Annotated in this window: 5 protein-coding genes; 2 read left to right on the top strand and 3 right to left on the bottom strand. The window is 75.0% G+C overall.

The window, feature by feature from the left end:
- Window positions 1–209: 209 nt before the first annotated feature.
- Window positions 210–1,028 (top strand): hypothetical protein, encoded by an 819-nt coding sequence (locus AE652_RS46815; RefSeq protein ID WP_053112407.1) that lies wholly within the window; start codon window positions 210–212, stop codon window positions 1,026–1,028.
- Window positions 1,029–1,166: 138 nt separating this feature from the next.
- Here the strand turns inward: AE652_RS46815 and der are convergent, their stop codons facing one another.
- From der to AE652_RS33275, 3 genes are all read right to left on the bottom strand, one after another.
- Window positions 1,167–2,621, bottom strand: coding sequence for a ribosome biogenesis GTPase Der (der, locus tag AE652_RS33285; RefSeq protein ID WP_049658414.1), 1,455 nt, complete (start codon window positions 2,619–2,621; stop codon window positions 1,167–1,169).
- Window positions 2,622–2,852: 231 nt separating this feature from the next.
- Entirely contained in the window at window positions 2,853–3,566 is a 714-nt protein-coding gene (cmk, locus tag AE652_RS33280; RefSeq protein ID WP_049658412.1) for a (d)CMP kinase, read from the bottom strand.
- Window positions 3,567–3,792: 226 nt separating this feature from the next.
- The gene (locus AE652_RS33275; protein ID WP_049658411.1) at window positions 3,793–4,878 is read right to left on the bottom strand and encodes a prephenate dehydrogenase; all 1,086 of its coding nucleotides are present in this window, start codon (window positions 4,876–4,878) and stop codon (window positions 3,793–3,795) included.
- Between the two features lie 336 nt (window positions 4,879–5,214).
- Between AE652_RS33275 and AE652_RS33270 the strand changes: the two genes are divergently transcribed.
- Window positions 5,215–6,090: DUF4139 domain-containing protein (locus AE652_RS33270; protein ID WP_159028622.1), on the top strand; the 876-nt coding region annotated here is incomplete at its 3' end.

Genomic DNA, 6,090 nt, shown 5'->3' with positions numbered 1-6,090 from the left:
CGCGACACCCCGCCGCGCGCCATGCCCGGGAACACCCCGCCGCACCCCGCCCGCGCCCTGCGCTCCCCGCTTCACTCCGCCGTGCCCGCGCCCGCCCCGGCGTGCCCACACCCCACCCGGCGCGCGCACCCGTTGCGCACTCCGGCGTGTAGGCGCACCCCCGCCCCCAGGGCCCGCATCCCCCGCCCCTCTCGCTCGTTGGCCCCTACGTGTACAGCTACGACGTCTCCGCGTCCCCCGGCCGGTCCGCCAGCGCCTCGCGCTCGATCCCGGGCATGCGCCCCTCGTACGACGCCGAGCACCCGCACTCCGCGACGCCGATCTACGACGAGCTGTACTCCGAGTACCGGCGCCTCTTCCGCGCCCTGCCCGGTGACCGCTCGAACGAGGAGGACCTGAAGTTCACCGGTTTCGCGGTCCGCGACAGCTACCCGCTGCACGGCGAGCAGCGCCCGTACCCGCCCCAGCAGCAGACCTTCCACACCCTCCCGGGCCAGACGCCGGGCCTCCCCCAGTTCATGCCGGGCTCCCAGCACCACGGCTCCGGCCCCACCGGCGGCCAGCAGCACAGCCACAGCGGGGGCCACACCGGCGCCCACGCCACTCCCCACAGCAACTCCCACACCGGCAACCACACCGGCGGAGGCCACCCCGGCACGCACGCCGGAAGCCACACCGGCCGTCACACCAGCAGCACCCACCCCGGCACCCACAGCACCGGCCACCACCACGGCCACCACCCCGAGTCCCCCACCGGCGACAACCTCGGCCCCGCCGCCCCGGCCCCCGTCCAGGACCAACCCGCCGTCCCCACCGCCCAGTTCACCGACGGTCAGGGCTGGGTCGCGGCCGGCTACCTGGGCGCGGCTCCGCACCCGATGCCGGTGCCCGCGCCCGCACCGCCGGCGCCGCCCGCGCCCTCCCCGATGATGGGTACGGCCACCGGTCTCGCCCCCGCGCCGTCCAGCGGCGGCCGCCACCGCCAGATGCTCTCCCTCCCCCCGGGCCCCACCGTCGACCACCGCTGACACCCGGCCCGCACCCCGGACCGGCCCCGACCGGGAAACCCACCCCGCACACGCCGGAGGGCCCCGCCACCACCGTGGCCAGGCCCTCCGGCCGTCGGTCGGCGGACCGACCGGTCCTACCGACTGCTGCTGCTCCTACTACTTCTTCTTGCGCTTCTCCCGGACCCGCACCGAGATCGAGATCGGCGTCCCGACGAACCCGAACTCCTCGCGCAGCCGGCGCTCGATGAAGCGCCGGTAGCCGGCCTCCAGGAAGCCCGAGGCGAACAGCACGAAGCGCGGCGGACGGGTGCCCGCCTGGGTGCCGAACAGGACACGCGGCTGCTTGCCGCCGCGGATCGGGTGCGGGTGGGCGGCGACCAGCTCGCCGAGGAAGGCGTTCAGGCGCGCGGTCGGGATGCGGGTCTCCCAGCCCTCCAGCGCGGTCTCGATCGCCGGGACGAGCTTCTCCATGTGCCGGCCGGTCTTGGCCGAGACGTTGACCCGCGGGGCCCACTGCACCTGGACGAGGTCGCGCTCGATCTCGCGCTCCAGGTAGTAGCGGCGCTCCTCGTCGAGCTGGTCCCACTTGTTGTAGGCGACGACGACGGCGCGCCCGGCCTCGACGGCCATCGAGATGATCCGGGTGTCCTGCTCGGCGAGGGTCTCGCTGGCGTCGATCAGGACGACCGCGACCTCGGCCTTCTCCAGCGCGGAGGAGGTGCGCAGCGAGGCGTAGAAGTCGGCGCCGGCGGTCAGGTGGACCCGGCGGCGGATACCGGCGGTGTCCACGAACTTCCAGGTCTTGCCGCCGAGGTCGATCATCTCGTCGACCGGGTCACGGGTGGTGCCGGCCAGCTCGTTGACGACGACCCGCTCCTCGCCGGCGACCTTGTTCAGCAGGCTGGACTTGCCGACGTTGGGCCGGCCGATCAGCGCGATGCGGCGCGGGCCGCCGGGGGCGGCGTCGCCGAAGGTCTGCGGCGGGGCCTCGGGCAGCGCGTCCATGACGGCGTCCAGCAGGTCGCCGGAGCCGCGGCCGTGCAGGGCGGAGACCGGGTAAGGCTCGCCCAGGCCCAGCGACCACAGGTAGGCGGCCTCGGCCTCGGTGGAGGGGCCGTCGACCTTGTTGGCGCACAGGACGGTCGGCTTGCCGGCCCGGCGGATGATCTTGATCAGGGCCTCGTCGGTGTCGGTGGCGCCGACCTTGGCGTCCACCACGAACAGCACCGCGTCGGCCTGCTCGATGCCGAGCTCGGCCTGGGCGGCCACCATGGCGTCGATGCCGAGGACGTCGATCTCCCAGCCGCCGGTGTCGACCACCTTGAAGCGGCGGCCGTTCCAGCTGGCCTCGTACGTGACCCGGTCGCGGGTGACGCCCGGCTTGTCCTCGACGACGGCCTCGCGGCGGCCGATGATGCGGTTCACCAGGGTCGACTTGCCGACGTTCGGGCGGCCGACCACGGCCAGCACCGGCAGCCGGACGTGCGCGCCGCCGTCCTCGGCGTCGAAGCCGTCGAGGTCGATGCCCTCCTCGGCCGCGAGGGCCATGAACTCGGCGTAGTCGGCGGCGTCCAGCCCGCCGTGATCGGCGGTGTCGTGCTCTGCGGTCATGTTCGTCTGTTCCGTTTCCCGGCCCGGCCCTTCCCAGGGGCGTGCCGTGCGTACCTGCCCCGCTCGGGGCAGCGCGATGGTTTCCGCCGCGGCGCCTCGACGGCCCGCGGTTCGTTCAGTGGGTCGGACCGGCCTCCACGGCCGCTCCGGTACCCGGTCGATCAGCGCCGGTCCGATGTCCGGTCGGCCGATCAGCCGATCAGTCGGTCGGACCATCGGCCGATCGGTCGGTCAGACCGACGACAGCCCGGCCCGCTCCTCCACCAGCCCGGCGATCCGGTCGATCACCTGCTCCAGGGTGAGCTCGCTGGTGTCCACCAGCACCGCGTCCGCGGCCTGGGCCAGCGGGGCCGTCTCCCGCGAGGAGTCGGCGGCGTCGCGGCGCGCGAGGTCGGCGGCCATCGCGGTGATGGTCGCCTCGTCCACGCCCTTGGCCCGCAGCTCGGCCGCCCGGCGCGCGGCCCGGGCCTCCACGGAGGCGGTCAGGAAGACCTTGACGGTGGCCTGCGGGAACACCACGGTCCCCATGTCCCGGCCCTCGGCGACGATGCCGCGCTCGGCGACCTCGGCGCAGCCGCGCTGCAAGTCCACCAGTCGGGACCGTACGGCCGGCACCGCGGACACGGCGCTGACCTTGGCGGTCACCTCGGGGCCGCGGATCGGGCCGGACACGTCCTGGCCGTCCACCGTGATGGTGGGGCCGTCGGCGTCCGTCCCCGACACGATGACGGGCTTGCCGCACGCGACGGCCACCGCCTCCGGGTCCTCGACGTCGACCTCGTTGACCAGCATCCACCAGGTCATCGCCCGGTACATGGCGCCGGTGTCCAGGAAGCTCAGGCCCAGCCGGGCGGCGACCGCCCGCGAGACGGTCGACTTGCCGGAGCCGGAAGGTCCGTCGATGGCGACGACGACCGGGGCGTGCGCTCGGTCGGCAGTGTCCACGGGCGAACCTCTCTCTGAGCATGGGAGCCGGAGCCTGGGCAGGCGGACGGCCGGGGATGTCTCCCTCAAGGTTAATGGACCGCCGCCGTGACCCGCTCCGCCGCCGGTCGGCCGACCTCCGGGCCCGGGACCAGGCCCGAGACCAAGCCCGAAACCAGGCCCGACCGCCAGGCCCCTCCGGCCCGCCCCGACCGGCCCCGCACCTCAGCCCCGCACGCCCCGCACCTCAGTCCCGTACGCTCCAGCCGCTCGCCCGCAGCGCCTTGGTCAGCCGCTTCACCGCCGTCGGCGCCACCGACAGCTGGACGAAGCCGACCTGCTGCCCGGTCGAGTGCTCGATGACGACGTCCTCGATGTTGACCCCGGCCTCGCCGACCTCCCCGAACAGCCGGCCCAGCTCGCCCGGCTGGTCGCCCAGCACGACCGCCAGGGTCTCGTAGCGGGTGGGCGGCGCGCCGTGCTTGCCGGGGATGCGGGCCTGGCCGGTGTTGCCGCGCCGCATGACCGCCTCGATCCCGGCCGCGCCCACCCGCCGCTCGCCCTCCTCGTCGGCCTGCATGGCGCGCAGCGCGGTGACGGTCTCGCCGAGGTCGCGGGCGACCCCCTCCAGCACGTCGGCGACGGCGCCGGCGTTGGCGGAGAGGATGTCGACCCACATGCCGGGGTTGGAGGCGGCGATCCTGGTGACGTCGCGCACGCCCTGGCCGGAGAGCCTTATGGCGGTCTCGTCGGCGTTCTCCAGGCGGGCCGCGACCAGCGAGGAGACCAGCTGCGGGGCGTGCGAGACCAGGGCGACCGCCCGGTCGTGCTCGGCGGCGTCCATCACGATCGGCACCGCGCCGCAGAGCGCGACCAGCTCCAGCGCGGCGTTGAGCGTCTCGGTGTCGGTGTCCGCGGTCGGGGTGAGCACCCAGGGGCGGCCCTCGAAGATGTCGGCGCGGGCGGCCAGCGGGCCGGAGCGCTCGCGGCCGGCCATCGGGTGACTACCGATGTAGTGGACGGTGTCGCAGCCGAGCTCGGCGACCTCGCTGCCCGGGCCGGCCTTCACGCTGGCGACGTCGGTGTACCAGTGGGCCAGGTTGCGGCGCTGGCAGTCGGCGAGCACCTTGCCGACCAGCGCGGGCGGCACGGCGATGATCGCCAGGTCCACCGGGCCGTCGACCGGGTCGGTGATGCCCGCGCCGAGCGACTCGGCGGTGCGGGCCGCGTCCGGGTCGGCGTCCTCCAGGTGGACGGTCAGCCCGCGAGCGGTCAGGGCGAGCGCGGCGGAGGTGCCGATCAGTCCGGTGCCGACGACGACGGCAGTGCGCATGGCGGGTCGCTCTCCTCATCACGATTCTCGACAGGTGCCGGAACCGTCCGGGAGCACCCGCGCCCCATCCTCCCTCATCCGCCCCGCCCAAGTCCCCACCCGCCACCCGGCAACCACGGGGGCGGCCCCGGCAGCTTCCGGCACCGGCAACCGCCACGCGCCCGCCCCCGTCCCACACAGTGCACGCGCCGCACCCGGAAATCCTGCGACGTCCGCCCCGAAGCCGGGCAGACTGGCCGCCCGGGAAAGGGGAAGGCACGGGCGAGCACCGCGGGAACAGCAGGACGGCACGACGAGCGCCACGCGGCGGGCGACACGCGAACGAAGGGGTTGCGCATGGACGATCAGCACAGCGGCCGGAGCGGGCAGTCGAAACCGCCGGCCGTACCGGCCCACCCGTCGGTCCTGGACTCCGTCGTCGTGTACGCCGAGGGCGCGGTGTGCCGCCGGCGGGCGACCGTCCCGGTCCCGCCCGGCGGACGGCTGCGGCTGACCGGCCTGCCCGCCGCCCTGGACGGCCGCTCGCTGCGCGCCCGGGTGCTCGCCGGACCGGCCGGCGCCGCCGTCACCGAGGCCCGGCTGGAGCTGCTCGCCGAACTCCGTGAACCGGATGAACTCCCGGATCTCAAGCGGGACTTGGACGAGGCCAACGAGCGCCGCAGCGCGCTCGGCGAGCGCCTGCGGCTGGTCCAGGCCTCGGTCGCGGAGACCGCCGCGCTGCGCGCCGTCCCCCCGCAGCGCCGGCGCGACGAACCGCTGCGCCGCACGCCCGCCGACGCCTGGCTGGAGCTCGCCGACTTCGTCGAGGAGCGGCTGGCCCGGCTCCAGGAGCGTGCCGAGGAGCTCACCCGGCAGCTGGAACTCGCCGACCACGAGCGCGACCTGGCCGCCGACCGGCTGGAGCGGGCGTCCACCGCCGACCGGACCGAACCGGTCGGCACCAGCACCACCGTCCTGCTCACCCTCACCACCGCGAGCACCCACCCCGACCAGGACCAGGACCAGGGCCACGACCAGGACCAGACCATGGAACTGGAGCTGGAACTGGAGTACGGCGTCCCCGCCGCCCGCTGGGTCCCGGCCTACCGGCTGTCCTACCGGACCGGCGCCGACACGGCCCACCTGGTCCTGCGCGCCGCCGTCGCCCAGCGCACCGGCGAGGACTGGACGGGCGTGCGCCTCGCCCTGTCCACCGCCGACCTCGACCGCCGC

Origin of the sequence: Kitasatospora sp. MY 5-36, assembly GCF_001182915.1 — a bacterium.
Taxonomy (GTDB): Bacteria; Actinomycetota; Actinomycetes; order Streptomycetales; family Streptomycetaceae; genus Kitasatospora.
Note: the sequence above shows the minus strand (reverse complement) of the source record. Positions and strands in the feature narration are given on the sequence as shown.

Excerpts from the sequence above, each read along its gene's own strand:
- der (WP_049658414.1), bottom strand. The coding sequence starts at position 2,621 with ATGACCGCAGAGCACGACACCGCCGATCACGGCGGGCTGGACGCCGCC.
- AE652_RS33275 (WP_049658411.1), bottom strand. The coding sequence starts at position 4,878 with ATGCGCACTGCCGTCGTCGTCGGCACCGGACTGATCGGCACCTCCGCC.